Source organism: Prevotella sp. HJM029 (assembly GCF_000599605.1).
GTDB lineage: Bacteria > Bacteroidota > Bacteroidia > Bacteroidales > Bacteroidaceae > Prevotella.
In genome coordinates, this window is record NZ_AZHT01000177.1 from 53,436 (window position 1) to 74,754 (window position 21,319).

The following is a 21,319-nucleotide window of genomic DNA, read 5'->3' on the forward strand; positions in this document are numbered from 1 at the left end:
CGTGTAGCAAACCCCGCTATGCAGCATGGTTGATGGGCTTTGCTTTAAGCCTCATGGTTATCACGTTGTCAAGTTTTATGCTGCACACAGTGGCATCTTCCTCTACACACGACACGGGCGACTCCCCCTGCAAATTTCGAAATACAGCCTTTAAATCGGGTGAGTTCTTGTCCTACAACCTCTATTACAACTGGAAATTTGTGTGGGTAAAGGCGGGAACGGCCAGCATGTCGATTGTGCAGAGCCGTTATAAAGGTAAGGATGCCTATCGCGCCAGCTTGGTAACACGCGGCAGTGATCGTGTGGATAATGTCTTTGTGTTGCGCGATACGTTGCTTTGTTACAACTCGATCGACCTCGAACCCCTGTATTTTCGTAAAGGTGCCCGTGAAGGAAAACGCTACACAGTGGATGAAGTGTTTTACACGTATGGCAACGGAAAATGCAATGTGCAGCAGCACATGTTGCACAACGATGGCACAAATTCGTGGGCAAAGCATAGTTATGATGACTGCGTCTACGATATGTTGAGCATCTTTTTGCGTGCACGTTCGTTCAATCCGGCCAATTGGAAGGCGGGATATGTGGTGAATTTCCCTATTGTTGACGGCGATGATCGCAAGCCAGCCCAGCTGCGTTTCGAGGGAAAAACCACGGTGACGGGCGATAACGACGTGAAATATGACTGCTTGCGGCTGTCGTATTTAGAGCTGCAAGATGGCAAATACAAACGCATTGTCGACTTCTATGTCACCGATGATGCCAACCATGTGCCCGTGCGCTTAGACCTTTTCTTGCGCTTTGGTTCGGCAAAGGCGTTCTTGGTGGGCATGAAAGGTTTAAGAAACTAACGCAACAAAGCCTCTAAATGCTGCGCCATCAAGGTGCGCATGCCCTCACTTGCCCCCATCTTTAGCGTGGTGATGGGGCGGTCATGGGTCGCGTTTACGGGGTTAGGATCGATGAGTACGATGGGCGTTTGAGGCGAACAGTAGTGCAAAAGACCTGCTGCCGGGTAGACATTGAGGCTCGTTCCTATGACAATGAAGAGGTCGGCGCGCTGCGTTTCGGCAATGGCGGGCTCAATCATCGGCACACTTTCACCGAAAAACACGATGAAGGGGCGCAGCAAACTGCCGTCCTTGGCACGCGAACCCGGCACCACATCGCTGTTCTCAGGCGTCAGTTCCTCAATACATTGGGCGTTGTAAGGGTCGCGACTCGAGCACACTTTGGCCAATTCGCCATGCAGATGAATCACCTTTTTGCTGCCCGCGCGCTCGTGAAGATTGTCTACATTCTGCGTGATAACCGTCACTTCGTAGTCGTTTTGCAGCGACGCAATGAGCCGATGTCCCTCGTTGGGCACGGCTGTCCATAATTTTTTGCGCAGCATGTTGTAGAAATTCGTCACCAACTCGGGGTCGCGTTCCCATCCTTCATGGGTGGCAATCTGCTCCACTGGATAGTTCTCCCACAGGCCACCACTGCCGCGAAAAGTCTTAAAACCACTCTCTACCGACATGCCTGCACCCGTTAAAAACACAAGATGTTTCATCTACTCCATATGAGGTTGTTTTGCTTTGCTGTGGAATAGCAAAGAAGCGTATTCCAACAGGGCGACCACAAATATAACGAAAAAACGCGGATGGTGTGCCTTTTTTAATAAAATTAAGGTGTTGTTTCTTTTGAATTCTGTTTTATTCTGCTATCTTTGCAGCTGAAATTTAAACGGAAAGTATTAATCATCAAAGCTATATTACGCAGATGGATAAATTAAGTTACGCCCTGGGTTTAGGCATTGGGCATCAATTGTTGCAAATGAATGCCGAGGGCTTGAACATAGATGACTTCGCACAAGCTATCAAAGATGTGATGACTGGCGGCGAGTTGAAAATGAAAGATGCTGAAGCACAGCAGATTGTGCAGCAGTTCTTTGCCGAACAAGAAGCTATACAGCAGGCTGCAAATGCTGAAAAAGGTAAGGCAGCAAAGACCGAAGGCGAGCAGTTCTTGGCCGAGAATGCGAAGAAAGAGGGGGTGAAAACCACCGCTTCGGGCTTGCAATACCAGGTGCTTCGCGAAGGAAATGGCAAGCAACCTAAGGCTACCGACCAGGTAGAGTGCCATTATGAAGGCACGTTAATCGATGGAACAAAGTTCGATTCGTCTTACGATCGTGGGCAAACAGCTACCTTCCCACTCAATCAAGTGATTGCTGGTTGGACCGAAGGGCTGCAACTCATGCACGAAGGAGCAAAGTATCGTTTCTTTATTCCCTATCAGTTGGCTTACGGAGAGCGTGGTGCTGGTGCCTCAATTCCTCCTTATGCCGCCTTGATTTTCGACGTAGAATTAGTAGCAGTAAAATAAAAATAATCATCAAAATGAAAAAAATTGCTTTCGCAGCTGCCATGTTTGGCATGGCTTTAACATTCGCTTCATGCGGAAATTCAACTCCTAAAGCCGACTTAAAGAGTGATGTTGACTCCATGAGTTACGCAATGGGAATGGCTCAAACACAAGGTTTGAAGAACTTCTTAGTTGAGAGAATGCAAATCGACACCACTTATATGGACGATTTTATCAAAGGTTTAAACGATGGTGCTAATGCAGGTGACGACAAGAAGCGTGCCGCTTATTATGCAGGTATACAGATTGGTCAGCAGATTTCTAACCAAATGATTAAGGGGATCAATACCGAAGTCTATGGCCAAGACTCTACAAAGAGCATCTCTTTGAAGAACTTTATGGCTGGTTTCATTGCTGGAACAACAGGTAAGACAGGTGCTGTGAAGATGACTGTTGAGCAAGCTCAGGCTTTAGCGCAGGCTAAGATGATGGCCATTAAGAGCAAGAATATGATGCAACAATATGGCGCTAACAAGACAGCTGGTGAGAAATGGTTGGCTGCTAACGCTAAGAAAGCTGGCGTAAAGACACTTCCTTCTGGTGTACAATATAAGGTCATCAAAGAGGGTAGCGGCGCAATGCCTAAGGATACCTCTACGGTTGTGGTGAACTATGAAGGGAAAACCATCGACGGAAAGGTGTTCGATAGCAGTTATGCACGCAAAGAACCCATTACTTTGAAGGCCAATCAGGTAATCAAAGGATGGACAGAAGCTCTCGTACACATGCCTGCTGGCTCGGTATGGGAAGTGTATATCCCTCAACAATTGGCTTATGGTGAGCGCGAACAAGGTCAGATTAAGCCTTTCTCTGCCCTCATCTTTAAGATTGAATTGGTGAAAGTGAATGGAAAATAAGCATCAATAATGAAAAAAATATTTATGCTGACGCTCGTCTTTTTGGCGAGCGTTTCCTTTGCAACCCTACAGGCAAAGGAGGGAAAGAAGAAGAAAGGGGTGGTTGAACAGAAAGAGGCTGTGCAGCTTTTAACACCCAACGACACCCTAAGTTATGTGGCAGGAATGACTGCTACCGAGGGTCTTTTGCCCTATTTGCAACAGCAATTTGGCGTAGACAGCACCGGTATGGCCGATTTTCTGCGTGGTTTCAACGAGGCACAACAGCATGTTAACGACGCGGCTTTCAAGGCTTATGCGGCCGGAATGCAGATTGCCGAGATGGTGAATAGCCGCATTTTGCCCAACATGCGCCAAGGACTTGAGGGTACAAACGATTCGATTCAGCGCGCCACTTTCATCAAAGGATTTGTCGATGCGTTGCACAACGACACGCTGCTCTTCACACTTCGCAAGGCAGCACAGAGCTTTATGCAGCACCGTGATCAGGCTATTGCCCGCAAAAACGAGGCCTATAAGAAGGAGAACGAAGCATGGTTGGCCAACAATGCCAAGAAAGAAGGCTTCAAAACGCTTCCTTCGGGCTTGCAATATAAGGTGCTTGTCGAAGGTAAAGGCGCTGTGCCTAAGGACTCAGACCGTGTTGTTGTGAAATACGAAGGTCGCTTAATCGACGGTACTATCTTTGATAGCAGCTACCGACGCGACCCACAAACCAATACATTCCGTTGCGATGAAGTGATTAAAGGATGGACACAAGCCCTCACGATGATGCCTGTTGGCAGCAAATGGGAGGTGTGCATTCCTCAAGAGTTGGGTTATGGCGCACGACAAGCGGGTCAGATCAAGCCCTATTCTACGCTCATCTTCACCGTTGAACTGGTGAATATCGAGAAGAAGAAGTAAGGATATTTCATCACTATAAAATGCACGTTTCACACAGATGGAACGTGTATTTCTCGATCATGTATGGCTCGTTTCCCCAAAATACCGTTGAGGTTGCCACAGAAAAAGCCGTGCCCTCTGCAACAAGTCATTAAGGTGCCTTTGGAAAATGATAGAGATAGCGCTAAAAAGCAGTAGAGATTACTGCGAAAAATGGTGGAGATTGCTTCAAACAACGGCCGAGGTGACGCCAAAAAGCGGTTGAGCTGGTTACAAAAGGGGGCACGGGTGGGTGCAAGAGGTGCCTGAGATTGCCTGCGAAAGATGGCGTTGTCAGGCGCTATGCCCACAGTCTTTGCCCCATAATCCCCACACAAAAGGTTGGCCCTTGCATCGCAAAGCCAACCTTTTTCTTTTGTTTTCCTGATACAGTTCTTCTTTCCTTACAAGCTATATGTTGTTATTTCCCGCCACCTTTTCGCTTTCTTTTTGTCGAAAAGGTTGGGGCGATGGGCTTATTGGGTAACGCTTCCTGCCACGGCATTGGCCACTTCGGCACGCAAACGCACCACATTGGTTTTGTCAACGGGGTGGACAGCGTTGGTAAGAAGGATGATGGCGAGGTCGTTCTTGGGGTCAATCACAATCGAAGTGCCCGTATATCCCGTGTGACCGAAGGCGGCATCGCTCAGCAAATCGCCTTTGTTCGAGGCATAAGGTGATGACTTGTCCCAACCTAAACAGCGGCCGAAAGCCTCGAAACCAGCAGGAATTTGTTGCATTTTTTCAACCGTTAAGGGACTCAATATCTGCCGTCCTTGCCACGAACCTCCATTCAACAACATGGCACAGAGCACCGCAACGTCTTCGGCATTACTAAACAAACCCGCATTACCCGATATGCCTCCGTTCATCACCCGCGCCAAAGGGTCGTGCACAATGCCGCAGAGAATCTGGCCATTGGGTTGCTTTTCGGTGGGAGCGAGGGGGAGATTGTCAGCCTTTTCGCCCCGTTTCATCCAGCAAGGCTTGTCGGTTTCCACCCAAAAACCCTGTTTGTTGGGTGCGCAAGGAATGAAATCCGTGTGGTGCATGTGCAGGGGTTGAAACACATGCTCGGCGCAATAGTCGCGCAAGGACTGTCCCGTTATCTGCTCAATGATATGTTGTAATGTGATGAAATTCAGGCAACTATACTGCATGTCGCACGCGGGTTTCTCGTTTCTGCGGCATGTTTCAATGTAATTCATTTGCCGGTCGGCATCCGGGAAACGCCCCTTCTTTTGCAAATCGGCCACAGGTGCATAGGAGGGCAGACCCGAAGTGTGGGTCAAAAGGTGCACGATGCGGATGACAACGCTATCGCCTTGCTCATCTTTCCAGTTCTGAAAATGAGGCAAATACAGCTGCACAGGGTCGCTTAGTCGAAGCCTTCCTTGCTCCAATAGTTGCATGACAGCCATCGTTGTGGCCATCGATTTGGTGCACGAAGCCATGTCAAAGATGGTGTTTTCGGTCATTGGTAGGGGCGAAGGCAGCGTTTGTCGTTGGCCATAAGCCTTGAGATAGCCTATCTTTCCATGGCGCACGACGGCCAAAACGGCACCGGGCGTGCGACCTTCTCTGATGGCTTTGTCAATGCAAGCATCAGCCTGTTTCAGCCGAAGAGCATCCAATCCTACCACATCGGGTGTGGTTTTCTCAATGTGTTGTGCCGACATGACGGAGCCAAGCAGTAGACCTGCGAGGACAATGACACCACGTAAAGAATGTAAATTAAAATGTTTCATGCGCGCGTTCCTTTTTTAATGAGCAGACAAAGACCGACGAAGGTGAACAAAGCATTCATCAACAACAGCTCATAGCTGAAGCGATAGCCGTTGAACCACTGCGCCGAATGGCAGTCAATGAAGTAGCAAAGCAGCGGCGAAGCAATGGCTACAAGCGGAATATAGCGGTCGTTGACGGCACGATGGGTGAGCAAGCCGAAGGCAAAGAGGCCGAGAATGGGGCCGTAGGTGTAGCTGGCTAAGGTGTAGACTGCATCGACCACGCTGGTGTTGTTGAACACATTGAATACCAAAATCACCACCATCATCGTGACAGCCATACAGATATGCACCCATTTTCGTGTGCGGGTGGTCTGTTGTTCGTCGTCGCTTTTGCGGCCCAACACGTCTAAAGTGAACGAGGTGGTGAGGGCGGTTAGTGCCGATCCTGCCGCATTATAGGCCGAAGCTACCAAGCCGATGATAAACAAAAAGCCCACTACGAGGGGCAGATAGCCACCCGTTGCCACCGCAGGGAAGAGCTTGTCGCCTGTGGCTTCGATGCCTTTGGCCGCAGCAAACTGATAGAGTAGTACGCCCAACATCAAGAAAGCACTCACCACAATCAGCTGCAACACAATGCTCAGCAGCATGTTTTTTTGCGACTCCTTACTGTTTTTGCAACTCAAATTGCGTTGCATCATGTCCTGATCTAAGCCCGTTGTGGCAATCATCGTGAAGATGCCGGCTAAGAATTGCTTCCAGAAATATTGTTTGTTGTTCACATCTTCGAAGTGAAAGGCATGGCTCATGGGGCTCGATGTAATATTTTTTAGTAGGGCAGAAAAACTTAGGTCCATACTATTTGCAATGAAAAAAATACACAAAACCACAGATGCTATCAGGCAACAAGTCTTCATGGTGTCGGCCCAAAGCACCGATTTCACACCGCCTTCGTGCGTATAGAGCCACACAAAGAACACCGATACTGCCACATTGCAGGCGAAAGGGATGCCCAAAGGCCCGAAAGCCAAGAGCTGAAGGGTGGCACAAACCAAGAACAAACGCACCGCCGCACCGAGCATTTTGGATAGGAAGAAGAACCAAGCGCCAGTGACATAGGACGTTTTACCAAAGCGATTTTGCAGATATTCATAGACCGAAGTGAGCCCAATGCGATAGAACAGTGGCACAAGCACATAGGCGATGATGCACTGTCCCACAATAAAGCCCAACATCAGTTGCAGATAGCCGAAGCCACTTTGCGCCACCATGCCTGGTACCGACACAAAGGTGACGCCCGAAATGCTGGCACCAATCATGGCAAAGGCCACCACATACCAGCGCGATTGCCGGTTGCCCGAGAAGAAAGCAGCGTTGGAAGCATTCTTTTTTGCACGGAAAGAAATGTACAAAAGAAAGGCAAAGTAGAGAAATACAGTTGTTAAGATCAGTATAGGTGTCATGATTTTTTGTTGTATTTACGAGTTAGGATAGAGCAGATAGGGGCGGCGTTGTTGCTTAAACCGTTCGACATCGTCGTGCCACATTGCTTTGATTTCGGCCGCGCTACAGCCTTCTTCAATCATGGTGCGCACATAATCGACACCCACAAGCTTCTCAAAAAATGAGGTAAAGAACGCGTCTCCGCGGTTCAGGTTGCGATAGGCGTTGATAACATACGATAGGTCGAAGCCCGCTTTCTGCACGCTGTCTTCGGGCAGTTGACTGAGGTCTATGCCCCAACAATGCTCATTTTCCAACGGCGGATGCTTGGCTCCCGGCACACTTCGGGGCGTGAAACTGTGACTATAGCCCACCATTTGCGGATGCCCATATTGCTGAAAGGGCAGCGAAGTGCCACGACCTAAGCTCACACACGTGCCTTCGAAGAGGCAAATGGCGGGGTAAAGGTAGACGGATTGCATGTTGGGTAGGTTGGGAGAGGGGGCAATTGGTAGGCGATAGCGTGTGGCATGGGTGTAGTTTTCGCAGGGGATGATGGTGAGCTTGCACTGCTTTTTGGTGCCCAACCAGCCTTCACCATTGATCATGCGCGCCAATTCGCCGAGCGTAAGGCCATGCACCACGGGGATAGGCAGTGCACCAACACCCGAGAAATGCGATGCCTCTAACACCGGACCATCCACATAAAACCCGTTGGGATTGGGGCGATCGAGTAGCAATACGGGCGTTCCCGTGTCGGCACACACCTGCATCAGCCGCAGCATGGCTATATAATAGGTGTAAAATCGCAAGCCCACATCTTGAATGTCAATCACCAAAATGTCGGCTTTTTTCACCACATTAGGGTCGGGCTTACCGCTCGTTCCTTTGTAAAGTGAATAGATTTTAATGCCCGTTTGTGCGTCTACGCCGTCGTTTACATGTTCACCAGCATCGGCAGTGCCACGAAATCCATGTTCGGGGGCTAACACCCCGACGACCTTAATGCCGTGTCCGAGCAGCACATCCAACAGATGTTGCTGACCAATGCAGCTGGTGTGGTTGGCAAAGAGCAACACCTTTTTGCCTTTGAGTTGAGGTAGATAGCGCGTTGTTTGTTCGGCTCCCGTGCGCACATCGTCGCCGTTTGCTGCTCTCATTGCGCAGCAACAGAAGCCCATGAGGAGGAGGAGAATGAATTTTCTCATTACAATATTAATTCGAGGTTGTGGCAGCAAAGATAAAACAAATCTTCGAAATAAACATCATTTTGATGGTTTTTCTTTTCATTTGATTTCAAGAGTAGCGGAAATAGGGGTTAAGACGCTTGCCATCCTTTGTGTGTTGCTCCTGTTGGGAATGGGACTTTTGGCGTTGGTTCTTCTCTTTCCTCCGCTGTGGGGATAAAGGCTTGTCGTTGCAGCTTTGTTTTTTTGACAGTCTATCAGTGGATGAGGGGATGACGTGGGGGTAGCCGATGTGCAGGAGTAAAATGGTCTTTGCTGGCTAATTGCTATGTGATGATGGGGTAAAGCAGCTTACTTTAGGCGATAAAATACGCCACATCGCTGGATAAAGTAGTGCAAAATAAAAGGGCATGGCTGCCAAATGAGTGGAAAGCCCATGACAAGGGATTTTCTAAAGGGTGCGCAGCAGAAAAATAAGGCGACAGAATGGGGCGTAGGTTTAAACTTATAAAAAAATGTGCAAAGCATTAAATAGAAGTATTGTTTATCCACCAAAAAATTGCTATCTTTGTGGCATTAAATGTTGAACATTAATAAAAATAGATTTATGAAAATTGAAAAAGTTCATGCAAGAGAGATTCTTGATTCAAGAGGCAACCCTACTGTTGAGGTAGAAGTAACCTTGGAAAATGGTGTAATGGGTCGTGCAAGTGTTCCTTCTGGTGCGTCTACTGGTGAGAACGAGGCCTTGGAATTGCGCGATGGCGACAAGAATCGTTTCTGCGGCAAGGGCGTTTTGAAAGCTGTTGAGAATGTAAACAACATCATTGCTCCTGCATTGAAAGGTAAATGTGTGTTGGAACAACGCGCTATCGACTACCAGATGTTGGCTTTGGATGGCACTCCAACTAAGAGCAAACTCGGTGCAAATGCCATCCTTGGTGTTAGCTTGGCTGTGGCACAAACAGCTGCTAAGGCTTTGAATATCCCCTTGTATCGTTACATTGGCGGTGCCAATACCTATGTGTTGCCTGTTCCAATGATGAACATTATCAATGGTGGTGCCCACAGTGATGCTCCGATTGCTTTCCAAGAGTTTATGATTCGCCCCGTTGGTGCGGCATCAGAGAAGGAAGCTATCCGCATGGGTGCTGAGGTGTTCCACGCTTTAGCAAAGAACCTTAAAGCACGTGGTTTGTCAACAGCTGTAGGTGATGAAGGTGGTTTCGCACCTAAGTTTGATGGCATTGAAGATGCTTTGGATTCTATTATCAAGTCGATTAAGGACGCTGGTTACGAGCCAGGCAAGGACGTTAAGATTGCTATGGACTGCGCAGCTTCTGAATTTGCAGTACAAGAGAATGGCCAATGGTTCTACGACTATCGTCAGTTGAAGAATGGTATGCCTAAAGATCCTCATGGAAAGAAGCTCACAGCCGACGAGCAAATTGCTTACTTGGAAGAGTTGATTACCAAATATCCTATCGATTCTATTGAGGATGGTTTGGACGAGAACGACTGGGAGAACTGGGTGAAACTCACTGCAAAGATTGGCGATCGTTGCCAGTTGGTTGGTGATGACCTCTTCGTTACCAACGTGAAGTTCCTCGAAAAGGGTATCAAGATGGGTGCTGGTAACGCAATTTTGATTAAGGTGAATCAGATTGGTTCGCTCACCGAGACCCTCGAAGCTATCGAAATGGCACATCGTCACGGCTATACGACAGTCACTTCTCACCGCTCTGGTGAAACAGAAGATACGACTATCGCTGACATCGCCGTTGCAACCAACTCTGGACAGATTAAGACTGGTTCAATGAGCCGCACTGACCGTATGGCAAAATACAACCAATTGATTCGCATTGAAGAAGAATTGGGTTGCACAGCTCGCTATGGTTATGCAAAATTGAAATAAATAGGTTTACCGATAACCGGGCTTTTGATGCTTGCTGTGATGAGCTTTGTGGTGTTTCTGCTGCAGTGCTGATTGGCAAAGGAGCATTGAAAGCCCTTTTTTTGTGCTGCAGGTGGTGGCCTAAGAGGCGTGTTCGTGTAGCAAGGTGCACCATTGGTTGTCACCTTTTTTATTTATTTCACTAATTATTATTGGGATATGTGCCTTTTTTGCCTATCTTTGTCCCATTCTAACCTATTATCATATGCATTAAATCTATTTGTGCATGCAGAAGTATATATTAGCAATCCTATTGAGCAGTGCAATGGTCTCAACCGCTTTCGCACAGCAACCCACATTCACCGAGTGGTATGATTTGAAGGTGAATGATATTAATCGTTTCACGCCACACACCAATTTCTTTGCTTTTGAGTCGGAACAAAAGGCGTTGCAGAACCAAAAGCAGCAGTCGGCAAACTATCTCTCGTTAGAAGGAAACTGGAAGTTTAATTGGGTGAAAGATGCCAATCAGCGTCCCACCAATTTCTTTTCGCCCTCCTTTGACGATGCCGCTTGGGGCAATATGGTGATTCCTGGCTGTTGGGAATTGAATGGTTATGGCGAGCCCATCTATCTGAATGTGGGCTTTCCATGGCGTGGTCATTTCAAAGATAATCCGCCAGAGGTGCCCGAAGTGAATAACCATGTGGGCAGTTATCGCCGCACCATCACACTACCAGCTGATTGGAATGGACGTCAAGTGATAGCCCATTTCGGTTCAGTCACCTCGAATATGTATCTGTGGGTGAATGGTTCGTTTGTTGGTTACACTGAAGATAGCAAGGTAGCAGCTGAATTTGACCTCACTAAATATCTCAAACCAGGCGAGAATCTCATTGCTTTCCAGACCTTTAGATGGTGTGATGGCACCTATAGTGAGGACCAAGATTTCTGGCGGTTGAGTGGTGTTGCGCGCGAGTGTTATCTCTATTCGCGCGACAAAAATGTGCATGTTGAAGACATTCGCATCACTCCCGACCTCATTAACAACTATCAAGATGGCGACGCTGTGGTGGCAATGACCGTGAAAGGTAATCCCATTATTGACTTTGAATTGCTCAATGCTGAGGGCATACGCTTGGTGAAAAGCGAATCGAACTTTAACAAACGTACACAGGGAAATGCACATTTTGTGTTGCGTAACGTGAAGAAATGGACGGCAGAGACACCTTATTTATATACGCTTGTAGCGACGGTGAAAGACCAAAAGCGGCAGGTGAAGGAGGTTATCACGCAGAAAATAGGATTCCGCAAGGTGGAAATCAAGGGGCGGCAGTTGTTAGTTAATGGCCAACCTGTGCTCATCAAGGGTGCCAATCGACATGAGATGGATCCCGATGGTGGCTATGTGGTGACCCCCGAGCGCATGATTCAGGACATTAAAATCATGAAGAAGCTCAACATCAATGCCGTTAGAACGTGCCATTATCCCGACGATCCACGGTGGTATGACCTATGCGATGAATACGGATTGTATGTCGTTTCCGAGGCCAATCAAGAGAGCCATGGCTTCCAATATGGTCCTGATTCGAAGCTGTTAAATCCGCTGTTTGCGCTGCCCATCATGCAAAGAAACCAGCATAATGTGCGCATGAACTTCAATCATCCCAGTGTAATCATTTGGAGTTTGGGCAATGAAAGTAAGAATTGCGACCACTTTGTGAAGGCTTATCAGTGGGTGAAGCAGTTCGACCCATCACGCCCTGTGCAGTATGAACAGGCACTTTGGGGGGGTGGAAAGGCCACAGATATCATGTGTCCGATGTACTATCCTGTGGATAAGTGTGAGGAATATGCAAAAGATCCCAAGAGTGAAATGCCACTGATTCCGTGCGAATATAACCATACAATGGGTAACTCAAGCGGTAATTTAGCTGAATATTGGCAACTTGTTCGCAAATATCCCATCTATCAAGGGGGCTTCATTTGGGACTTTGTTGACCAAGGATTGCACAAGCATCCGCAGTTTAAAGCCAATCGAACACTGGCTGATTATGAGCAAAAGGCAGCTTCGTTGATACCCGGAACAGGTCAGCAAGAGGAATATTGTTATGGGGGTGATTACAACAACTATGACCCATCGGATAACAATTTCAACTGCAATGGCATCATAGGTCCCGATCGTCAATACAATCCTCATGCGTATGAAGTGGCCTATCAGCACCAAAATATATGGACAACGCCCGTAGACTTGGCGCATGGGAAGCTGCAAATTAAGAACGAATATTTCTTCCGTGACCTCAGCAACTACCGTTTAGTGTGGGCCACTTTGAACGAGAAGGGCGAGCAGATGGCTACCGGAAGTGTTGAAACGTTGGATGTTCAGCCACAACAAACCGCTGAGATTCAGTTGCCTATCGACGCACAACGCGACCATTTTGCCTATCTGAATGTCGACTATCAGCTCAAAACGGGCGAGCCTTTGTTAGAAAAAGGCCTTTCGATGGCGCATCAACAATTTGAACTTCCGCATCATTACACGCCGTCACCGCTGACCGATGCTGAGGGCATCAAGTATAAATTGCAGCGCACGCCGAGCCAAATCGTGTTGCAAGGTGGCAATGTCCGCGTGGTCTTCGATGCACAAACGGGTTGGATGACGCAGTATGTTGTCGATGGAACGAATTTCATTGGCGAGCAAGGTGCGCTGAAACCCAACTTCTGGCGCGCTGTAACCGACAACGATATGGGCTTTGGCGCACCCCAGAAGATGGCCGCTTGGCATCATCCCGAATTGAAATTGGAAAGCATTACGCCAGGCATTGTGAAAGGAAAGGACACCAAAGAAGGTGCCATTGTGATGGCTTCCTACGATATGCCGGCAGTGAAAGCTAAACTTTCGCTCACCTATCGTTTGCAAAAGGACGGCACTATCGTTGTCAATATGGCGATGAAGACCGACCCAACAGCCAAGGTAAGCGACATGCTTCGCTTTGGTATGGTGCTGCAAATGCCTTATGATATGGGCAACATTCGGTATTTCGGGCGCGGTCCTATTGAGAATTATAGCGACCGAAAGCAGTCAGAGCGCATCGGCATTTACAATCAAACGGCCGACAATCAGTTCTTCCCTTATATCCGACCACAGGAAACTGGCAGCAAACAAGATGTGCAATGGTGGAATCAAACCAATGCCTATGGCGTCGGCTTGCGCTTCGTTCCGCACGCAAAATCATTTGGTATGTCGGCACTTCACTATGCTATCGACGACCTTGATGAGGGACTTGAGAAGCATCAGCGCCACAGTTATCAGGTGAAGAAATCGCCCTATACCAACGTTTGCATTGATTATCGTCAGGCAGGTGTAGGCGGAACGAACAGCTGGGGACTCCTTCCTTTAGAGCCTTATCGCATTCATTATGGCGATATGGAGTATGAATTTAGCATGAGTCCCATTCTTAAGTGGATGATAATGGAATGAGTTTTTTAAAAGGTTAAGTTTTAGTCATACAAATGTGAAGCGCATGCTCCGTGATGGAGCGTGCGCTTTTTTTTATTTTTGTGGCATGCCTTTTGGGCTTGTTCGTGGGGAATGATGCTGCAAAATCTGCTTAATCGTCTTGCATCCCCATGCGTACGGCCTGACGAATGCGGTCGGCCATACCGATGCCATCGCGCAGATTGCCGCCAATAACCAGGCCGGGATGTGCCTGTTCTATGCGCGCTACGGCGGCAAAACGGTCGCCACTCGATAGTTCATACTGTGGAATGGCACGCGTATGGCGGAAGAATTGTATCCTATCGGGTTGCACATCGTGAGGAAAACCAAGCATCATTGGCAAGGCTTTCATGATGATTTCGCGCAGTTCATCGTCGGTTTTATCCAACATTTCAGCGTGTTTCACCCCCCCAAGGAAGAACGAAAAGAGGGCACCTTGTGCCGGACAACGCCTTGAGAAGCAAGCTGATGGAAAGAGAATGCCCAAGAGTTGTTGCCGTTCGCACGAGGGAATAAGCCCGCCAAAAGCCTTGTTTTCAATGCCATGTGCATCTGCAAAGCCCACACTGGCCTGCACGATAGGCGCATAACGCAGCGCAGAAATCGGTGCCATGTCGCTGTCTTTAACAAACTGAAGCATGGCTTTCAGTGCGTAAGCCCCCACCGTTGTGATGACTTTTCGGCAGCGAAGGCTCATCTTTTCGCCCGCTGTGGTGGTGTAGTCCACCTGCCATTGGCCATCAATGGGCGTAACAATCACGTTGTTTGCCTGCAAGATGATGTGCTCATGGCCTACGGATTGTGCCAAAGCATCGACCAAATGCTGTAATCCTCCTACTGCAGAAAACACCTTTTTCGTAGCCAATCGGTCGCGATGGCTTTTCTTTTCTTTGCTTTTAGCGATGGCACCACGAATGAAACTGCCATAGTTTTGTTCTAAGTTATAAAGTTTTGGCAGGGCAAACCGCGTGATTAGCGTGTGGGGATCGCCTGCATAGACGCCCGAAATGAAAGGGTCTACGGCATAATCTAAATAGCTTTTGCCCAATCGTCGCACCACCATTGTCGCCACATCCTCGTTGGGATTGGTACCTTTTGGGCGGAAAGGTTCGCGCAAAATGCCCCATTTGTCGCGCCAAGTGAAGAGCGGTGTGCGCAAAGCGGCTATGGGATTAGCAGGTAAAGCATGAAACTTCGTGCCCTTCCAAATCCAACGTTGTCGCGCTTCTTCGTGTGCTTCTTCAAGCTGACACCCCCACTTTTCGAGGTCTTGGAATAGCTCTGCCACCTCAGGATAGCTCACAACGCCCGTGTTTGGACCACTCTCAAAGGTGAAATCGCCTTGCTGGTGGGTTTGAATTTGGCCGCCAATGCGGTTCTCTTTCTCCACCACTACGACCGACTTGCCGCGTTTTTTGAGTGTGTGCGCGGTGGTTAAGCCAGTGAGTCCGGCGCCGATGACGACAACATCTATTGGGGATTGCTTCTCGTTTTGCATTGTTTTAAACATAAAAATGTTAGACAGGTTTGGAAAAAAGCCGATGGTTATGGCGCATCATTGGATCGAAGGCGGCAGCCACATTGCGCACAAAGGGCAGCCCATCGGGTGTGATTTCCACCGAGTCGGCATCGAAAGCGATCAAACCATCGGCTTGCAGGGTCTGCAATTCGGCTTCGTTGTAGTGGATAGCCTGTTTGATTTCGTCGACCGGAACATGCAGACGTTGCGCCATGTCGTGCCAGTTGATGGCGTTGTTGCACATGATACATTCAATCACTTCCCGTGTAATGCGCTGCCAAGGTGCTAAGGCGTAGCCCCGTTGGACGGGCATTTGGCCGGCATTCACTTGCGCCATGTAGGCCGAAATATCCTTGGTGTTCTGCGCATAGGCGGCATCCAACTGGCTGATGCCCGACACACCGAAGGCGTAAACCTGCGCGGTGATGCGGCGAGGGCAATAGCCTTGGAAGTTACGATGCAGGGTGTGGTGCTGCAAAGCCACATTCAAATCGTCATCGGGCAGCACGAAATGGTCCATACCGATGGGCACATAGTCTGCCGATTGCAGCATTTTCGAGGCCTCTTCAAACATCTTTAACTTCTCCGTTTGCAGTGGAAGTCCCGCTTTTTCTAAAATCATTTGCCGCTTGAAAAGGCTTGGAAGATGGGCGTAACTGAATGTTACTAAGCGATTGGGATGCAGCGAAATGGCCGTTTGGATGGTCGAAATAAACTCCGTTGTGGTTTGTTTTGGCAGGCCATAGATAAAGTCGAAGTTGACTTTTGCACCGCCTTTGCGCAGAATTTCCATGATGTCGGCCATGGGAAGCAGGCTCGGTCGCCGGTTCACCGTGCGCAGAACGTCGGTGTTAAAATCCTGAATGCCGAGGCTAAAGCGGTTAAATCCGCTGTCCAACAGGTATTGCCAATCGTTGGATTTGAGATAACCGGGGTGACATTCGATGGCAATTTCGGGCTTGTCGATGGTTGAAAAGGCCGACAACAGGTGCTCGTTGATGCCACGAATGAGCGGCAACGGCATGGAAGAAGGGCTGCCTCCGCCATAATGAATCTGACTGATGCGGCGGTCTTTTCGCAGATGCGGTAGCAGCAAGTCAATCTCTTGGTGCAGCGTTTCAAAATATTCTTCAATGCGTTTGGGCTGTGCCATGGCCACCGAATTGCAGCCACAATAGTGACAAAGATGCCTGCAAAAAGGCACATGGATATAGAAAGAGATGTTGTCGGCTGCGGCATCGTTCGACGTTTCAACGGCCTTCAGATAGCGATGGGCATCGAAAGGCTCAAATTCATTGGCCGTAGGATAGCTCGTATAGCGTGGAACGGGTACATTATATTTCTTGAAAAGCGTTTCGTTCATTGTTGTTTTGCTGTTTTATACAGGTGCAACGTGTAGAAAAAAGAACCCAAAGCGAGGGCACTCTGTACGGCAAACATGCCCATGTAGCCCGTGTAATGGGCTATTAAACCGGCCACGATGGCAATGAGAATGCCCATGAGATGGGTGATAACTGTTTGGATCGTGAAGTCGGTTCCCTCACGTCCTGTGCGCACATGTTGCATCGATGAGGTGTAAACCACCACTGTTCCCATGCCGTAACTGCCCCAAAGCACGATGATAGCAGCGGTTAACACGGGGGTAGAAGGGCGGTTCATGGCGAGCCAAACGAAGGCAAGGGTGGCCAAAAACATTACGAAAGCGAAGACGATGCGCATGCGTTGCACCCCCCAACGGCGCACCAACAACCCCGCAGGATAGGCCATGATGAAGGCCGAACCAATGCCCACTATGCCGCAAAGGAAACCAATTTCTTTCATCGAGTAGCCCAAATCGACCATAAACGGTTTGAGCATTGACATGATACCGATGATGCCTGTGTAGTAGAGCACAAGGAAAATGAGCTGTCGGCTGATGCCTTTTTGGGTGAAAAAGTGCCCGAAGTCTCTCCAAGTGGCCCGCTGTTTGGCCGGCCGTTCTTGCTGAAACCGAAGCTTTTTATGCAGCCATAGCGGCACCATGGCGATGAGAACAAACAGACTTAAGCACTGGGTTACGCGATTCCAACCATAAGAATGGAGCACCATCAAGAGCACTCCGCTGCCCAAAAGACTGCCACCAAAGCTGCCCATCGACTGCATGCTGTTGAGCAATCCGCGTTGATGAGGCGCCGAAGTGCGTATGGCCAAAGCGTCGGTAGCGATGTCTTGTGTGGCCGAAGCAGCCAAAGCAAGGAGGATAAGCACGATGAGCAGGTGGAAGGAAAGGGGCAGAATGGTGTGTAAATCGAAGAGGCTTGTCACCAAAATCAACAAGGCATACACGATTTCCGCACCGATAATCGTGCGTTTATAATCTCTAACCGTATGGCAATGTCGGTCGATAGCGGGCGACCAAAACACCTTTAAAATCCACGGAAGTTTCACGATTTGCAGTAAACCAATGAGCGAAAGGGGCACCGCTTGCTCGCGTAAAATGACTTGAAGTGCCGTGGTAAAGAAACTCATCGGCACGGCTTGGGCAAGATAAAGGCAGAAGAAGGTAGACAGGTAGCCTACCTTCTGCGAGGAATGTTCGCTCATTTCTTCTTGCTGTTCCATTGTTATGGGTTGAGTTTAAAGAGGATAGAAGTGCCCACCATGAAGGGTTTTCCGCGCTGAGCATACGTGGCAGATGAGGCAAACGCATAGCTCATGTAGTGCGTGTTGGTGGTGTTTTTACTCCAAAGTTCCCAGGTGAAGCGCCCTTTTGTGGCTGCAATCTTCAGGTTGAGCAGCGCGTAAGACGGCTGTTTCAGTTGGTTATCCTCGGTCCAATAAATCTTTCCTGTACCCGTGAGTGCGGCATTCAGCATGAGTTTGTCTAAGCCCATGATGTGGAATAGGGTGTAGTTGGCCGCGAAAGCCATGGTCTGTCGGGGTACCATGGGCAGCATGTTGCCCGTGAAATGCACTGTGGCGCTCTTCTCGTAGCGCAGAAATCGAGCGTAGGTGTAGCCGTAATTGGCTTGCAATTCTAAGCCCATGAGGGGACGATAGATGGCCGAAAGCTCAAAACCTTTGCTGTCAGAATGGCCCGCATTGTTGATGATGTTGCCCAATCCCGGCACGGTTGTGGTGACTTGTTGGTGCTTCCAATCGATGTAAAACAGGCTCATCTCGGTTTGAAGTCTGCCCTGTAGGAAGGCCAACTTGGCACCAATCTCGTAGTTCCAGTTGTATTCTGGCTCGTAAGCCGGCAGTGTTGTGGTGGTCGAAGTGACGTTGTAACCACCTGCTTTGTAGCCTCTTGCCACCGAGGCATAAACCATTTTGTCGGTACTCAGTTGCTGACTGACGGTGAATTTCGGCGTGATTTGGCTGAAATGCGTGTGGTCGTTGAACGTCGCTGTGCGCACAAGGCTGCTCCATCCCGTGGTCAACGTGTATTTGTTGGCTTCATAATCTTGCGCCACACGCTCGTAATCATAGCGCAAACCCACCGCCACGCGCAGCGTTTTTGTCACGTCATAGGCCGACTGATGGTAGAGTGCACCACCCCAAGTGGGGGTATGATAAAACTTAGGTGTGGCATAATTGGGGGTAAAGAATTGCGTCTCAATGGCGTTGTTGAGCCGTTGGTAGAAGCCAAATGCGCCCACCATCCAGTGGTAGCGGCTGTTGTCTTTGGCCGAGCGCAGCGTGAACTCCTGGCTCACGAGCGTTTGTTTCAAGCCCGTTATCGTGAAGAATAGGTCGCGCGGTGTGAAATCTTGGTCGATCTGTTGCTTGTCTTTACTCAGCTGAACCGATGTCTGGCTGTTGAAATGCACTGCATTTCCTTTGTAGAGCCAATTCATTCCTGCCGTGAAAAGATTGCGACGATAGTGGCCGGGACGGTTGTAATTCACGGCATCGGCGGTGTTATCGGTTGCATGATAGTGGCCGTATGGGTAGCCCCCCTGTGTGGAATGGTCGAAAAGTGCACTGAGACGCATTGTCCAAAGCGGCGTGGCTTGCCAAGCAAGTCCCACTTTGGCATTGGCACTTTGCAGGTTATCGGCTTTCTCTCCCGTATAAAGGTTGCGGAAAAAACCATCGTTGTGGTGGTAATTGGCTGCCACATTGATGCCCAAGCGCGACGAAATTTTTTGATAATGGTTCACGCCGAGGCGCAAATCGTTGCGCGAACCATAGCTGATTTTGGCCATGGTGTTTTGATAATCCAACGGCGAATAGGTGTAGATGTTGATGAGTCCGCCAGTGGAATTGCGTCCATAAAGCGTGCCTTGTGGACCGCGAAGCACCTCAATACCGCTGATTCCGGCAATATCCATGTCGACAACCGACCGCTCAAAATAGGGCATTCCGTCGACATATAAGCCCACCGATGGCGCGTTGGTTTTTGAGCCTATGCCGCGAATGTAGATGGGGGTGTTTTGGCGTGCGCCATAATCGGCGATGAAAAGGTTGGGGAACACGCTGCTCATGTCGCGCAGGCCGTTGAGCTCATTGCGTTGCAAGAAGGTGCTTCCTGCCACGGATACCGCCAAGGGAGCTTTGCTTAGGTTGTCTTGTTTAAACCCTCTCACCACTACTTCTTCTAAGGTGTGGTGCTGCGCAATTGTTGAATCGGCCGTTTCTGCGAGCCCTTTTAAGGGGAGGATGGCGGCAAAAAGGAAGAACGAAAATTTCATAAAGGTGCTTTGTTAATATGTATTTGCAAAGTTACAGCTTTTTCTTTTTGCGCGCAATCATCATTTATAAGGAGAAAAAGGGGCTCCTTGCTGCGGGGAAAGTGGACTATTTTGTGCGAAAAAGTGGTGCAAATGGCATCAAAGAGTGCGCGGGATTATACTGCAAAATGGCATCAAAAAGTCATCAGCAGATGTGCTTCTTGGAGCCTGTCTGCTGATGATGGATGTTGCGTCTATGGGCGATTAGCGCTGTTTTGTGGCTGCCTTATCCTCTTTTTGTGCGTAGGGGCGCAACACTTCTGCCCAAATCTGATAGCCTTTTTTCGACAGATGCAGACCGTCGGTGCTGTTGGTAGGTTCCAATTTCGCCGTTCCGGGTTCCACCATGTGGGGGTAGATGTCGATAAAGGTGAGGCCTTTTGCCTGGCAATAGGTCTTCAACAGGCGGTTGATGGCGGGGATATCGTTGGTTTTTCCGTTGAGCGTTTTCCAACGTTGAAAGTCTTCATTGATGGGCAAGAGACTTTGAATGTAGAGCGTGGTCTGCGGGGTTTGCCGGCGAAGGGTCTCGATGAGCTGCGTTACGCGGTCGAAAACCTCTCGTGCTGAGAGCTGATGGCTGAGGTCGTTGACGCCACAAAGCAGGAAGATGGCGCGCGGATGATGGGGCGTTATCTGCTGCAGGCGGTGGAACATGCCTTCGGTGTCGTCGCCAATGATGCCATAGTTGACCACGTTTTGCGTGTGCAATCGGGCGTTCCAATCGCCGCCATTCTCGGTCAAACTGTTGCCGAGCATCACGATGGAGTGGGCTTTCACGGCAGGATGGGCGTCAAACTCGGCCACGCGTTGCTGGTAGTGTGGGGTGGGTTGAAAGGTTTTTTCCTGCGCTTGTGTGCCACAAGCGGTGAACAAACAGATGGGAGCGAGCAGCAAACGCATGCCCGGTCCTGCCATTTTGGTGATGATGTGTTGAATGGTTGTTTGCATGTCTATGGATAAATAGGATGAATATTCTGTGCGAAAGTAATAAAAAGTTGCTATTTACAAAAACTTTTTTGGCCTTTAAATGAAGGGATAAGCTACGAATAAGAAGCGTGTGCTTTATGTTTATTGCAGTGCTGCAGGAAACGATGAAGCTACTATTAAGGTAGTTCAATATTAGGAAGGAAAGC

General features: G+C 48.9%; 16 protein-coding genes. 7 read left to right on the forward strand and 9 right to left on the reverse strand.

All coding sequences use genetic code 11. The features are described from left to right. Positions 1-77 precede the first annotated feature (77 nt). Positions 78-851, forward strand: a complete 774-nt coding sequence (locus X919_RS0106610; RefSeq protein ID WP_253270103.1) for a DUF3108 domain-containing protein — start codon at positions 78-80, stop codon at positions 849-851. On the opposite strand, the gene X919_RS0106615 is transcribed toward X919_RS0106610, so the two are convergent. After that, positions 848-1,558, reverse strand: coding sequence for an SIR2 family NAD-dependent protein deacylase (locus X919_RS0106615; RefSeq protein WP_028899481.1), 711 nt, complete (start codon positions 1,556-1,558; stop codon positions 848-850). The genes X919_RS0106610 and X919_RS0106615 overlap by 4 nt on opposite strands. Positions 1,559-1,767: 209 nt before the next feature. On the opposite strand from X919_RS0106615, the gene X919_RS0106620 reads away from it, so the two are divergent. The 3 genes from X919_RS0106620 to X919_RS0106630 are packed head-to-tail and all read left to right on the forward strand — an operon-like array spanning position 1,768 to position 4,175. Continuing rightward, a complete protein-coding gene (locus tag X919_RS0106620; protein ID WP_028899482.1) occupies positions 1,768-2,373 on the forward strand; it encodes an FKBP-type peptidyl-prolyl cis-trans isomerase in 606 nt (201 codons plus the stop codon). A gap of 14 nt (positions 2,374-2,387) precedes the next feature. Next, complete coding sequence (locus tag X919_RS0106625; RefSeq protein ID WP_028899483.1) at positions 2,388-3,269, forward strand: FKBP-type peptidyl-prolyl cis-trans isomerase; 882 nt, start codon at positions 2,388-2,390, stop codon at positions 3,267-3,269. 9 nt (positions 3,270-3,278) lie between these two features. Then, positions 3,279-4,175: an FKBP-type peptidyl-prolyl cis-trans isomerase gene (locus X919_RS0106630; RefSeq protein ID WP_028899484.1), complete on the forward strand. Its 897-nt coding sequence runs from the start codon at positions 3,279-3,281 to the stop codon at positions 4,173-4,175. Positions 4,176-4,669: 494 nt separating this feature from the next. Here X919_RS0106630 and X919_RS15045 read toward each other — a convergent pair whose 3' ends face one another. Genes X919_RS15045 through X919_RS0106645 form a run of 3 tightly spaced genes read right to left on the reverse strand, consistent with a single transcriptional unit; the run spans position 4,670 to position 8,577 of the window. After that, positions 4,670-5,944 (reverse strand): serine hydrolase domain-containing protein, encoded by a 1,275-nt coding sequence (locus tag X919_RS15045; RefSeq protein ID WP_051502453.1) that lies wholly within the window; start codon positions 5,942-5,944, stop codon positions 4,670-4,672. Next, positions 5,941-7,389, reverse strand: a complete 1,449-nt coding sequence (locus X919_RS0106640; protein WP_028899485.1) for a sodium:solute symporter — start codon at positions 7,387-7,389, stop codon at positions 5,941-5,943. The genes X919_RS15045 and X919_RS0106640 overlap by 4 nt, the downstream gene beginning before the upstream one ends. Positions 7,390-7,404: 15 nt before the next feature. Continuing rightward, positions 7,405-8,577, reverse strand: coding sequence for an exo-beta-N-acetylmuramidase NamZ family protein (locus X919_RS0106645; RefSeq protein ID WP_028899486.1), 1,173 nt, complete (start codon positions 8,575-8,577; stop codon positions 7,405-7,407). On the opposite strand from X919_RS0106645, the gene X919_RS16570 reads away from it, so the two are divergent. From X919_RS16570 to X919_RS0106655, 3 genes are all read left to right on the forward strand, one after another. Next, positions 8,564-8,776 carry a hypothetical protein gene (locus X919_RS16570; protein ID WP_155949689.1) on the forward strand — a complete coding sequence of 71 codons (213 nt, stop codon included), beginning with the start codon at positions 8,564-8,566 and terminating at the stop codon, positions 8,774-8,776. The two genes, X919_RS0106645 and X919_RS16570, sit on opposite strands and share 14 nt — an antisense overlap. A gap of 387 nt (positions 8,777-9,163) precedes the next feature. Then, positions 9,164-10,471, forward strand: a complete 1,308-nt coding sequence (gene eno / locus X919_RS0106650; protein WP_028899487.1) for a phosphopyruvate hydratase — start codon at positions 9,164-9,166, stop codon at positions 10,469-10,471. 265 nt (positions 10,472-10,736) lie between these two features. Beyond that, the gene (locus X919_RS0106655; RefSeq protein ID WP_028899488.1) at positions 10,737-13,931 is read left to right on the forward strand and encodes a glycoside hydrolase family 2 TIM barrel-domain containing protein; all 3,195 of its coding nucleotides are present in this window, start codon (positions 10,737-10,739) and stop codon (positions 13,929-13,931) included. Between the two features lie 130 nt (positions 13,932-14,061). On the opposite strand, the gene hemG is transcribed toward X919_RS0106655, so the two are convergent. The 5 genes from hemG to X919_RS0106690 form a co-directional block, all read right to left on the reverse strand. After that, positions 14,062-15,447 carry a protoporphyrinogen oxidase gene (gene hemG / locus X919_RS0106665; protein WP_028899489.1) on the reverse strand — a complete coding sequence of 462 codons (1,386 nt, stop codon included), beginning with the start codon at positions 15,445-15,447 and terminating at the stop codon, positions 14,062-14,064. Between the two features lie 19 nt (positions 15,448-15,466). Continuing rightward, positions 15,467-16,831, reverse strand: coding sequence for an oxygen-independent coproporphyrinogen III oxidase (gene hemN, locus X919_RS0106670; protein ID WP_028899490.1), 1,365 nt, complete (start codon positions 16,829-16,831; stop codon positions 15,467-15,469). Beyond that, a complete protein-coding gene (locus X919_RS0106675; protein ID WP_036917508.1) occupies positions 16,828-18,069 on the reverse strand; it encodes an MFS transporter in 1,242 nt (413 codons plus the stop codon). Before X919_RS0106675 ends, hemN begins: the two co-directional genes overlap by 4 nt. A gap of 2 nt (positions 18,070-18,071) precedes the next feature. Next, a complete protein-coding gene (locus X919_RS0106680; RefSeq protein WP_028899492.1) occupies positions 18,072-20,144 on the reverse strand; it encodes a TonB-dependent receptor in 2,073 nt (690 codons plus the stop codon). 243 nt (positions 20,145-20,387) lie between these two features. Then, entirely contained in the window at positions 20,388-21,134 is a 747-nt protein-coding gene (locus X919_RS0106690; protein WP_028899494.1) for a GDSL-type esterase/lipase family protein, read from the reverse strand. Positions 21,135-21,319 lie beyond the last annotated feature (185 nt).